We start from the raw sequence: 627 nt of genomic DNA, 5'->3' as shown, positions 1-627 counted from the left end.
TAGCTACTACTAGACTACAATTATCATTAGGATCTGTACCATCAAGCGCTTCTTGACCATCTGTTACGCCATCACCATCACTATCAATATCTAATGGATCTGTAATCTCACCATCAGGATCTGCAGGAGTGGTAGGGTCGTCAACTCCAGTAAGCTCTTCATTGTTTGTTAATCCGTCATTATCACAATCATAATTAGGAAAATCAGTACAAGTTCCAACATATATTTGAACAGATGCAGTATCACAATTTGTTGGCACCGCAACCTCACATATCGTATATAAAGCTGTGTAGTTTCCAGGAGAAGTCCCTGCAGGAACTATCAAAAGCCCATCTGAATCAATTATTAGCCCGTTTATTCCACCATTACTAGCAATTGAAATTGAAATTTCTGTATCACTTACGGGCACATTATTCATTAAATCATTTATGGTTATATCACCTACTACTACATCTTCTAAACTTGTATCAATAGGCGTTTGGCTATAATCATCATCAATAGCATCGATTGGGTCTGGTGCGCTTACTACTACTGTAGCTGTCGCAGTATCACAGTTGCTATTAGGTGGTGCTGTACCATCTTCACAAACTGTATAATCTACTGTATAAGTACCAGGTGCAGTGTTCG

General features: G+C 38.8%; 1 pseudogene. It reads right to left on the bottom strand.

Features of this window, described 5'->3' with window-relative positions:
* Nucleotides 1–627, bottom strand: a pseudogene (locus tag ACFO5T_RS13925) (hypothetical protein); the annotation flags it as partial.

This window comes from Dokdonia genika, assembly GCF_042652845.1.
GTDB lineage: Bacteria > Bacteroidota > Bacteroidia > Flavobacteriales > Flavobacteriaceae > Dokdonia > Dokdonia donghaensis.
This window is presented reverse-complemented; position numbering and strand designations above follow the sequence as displayed.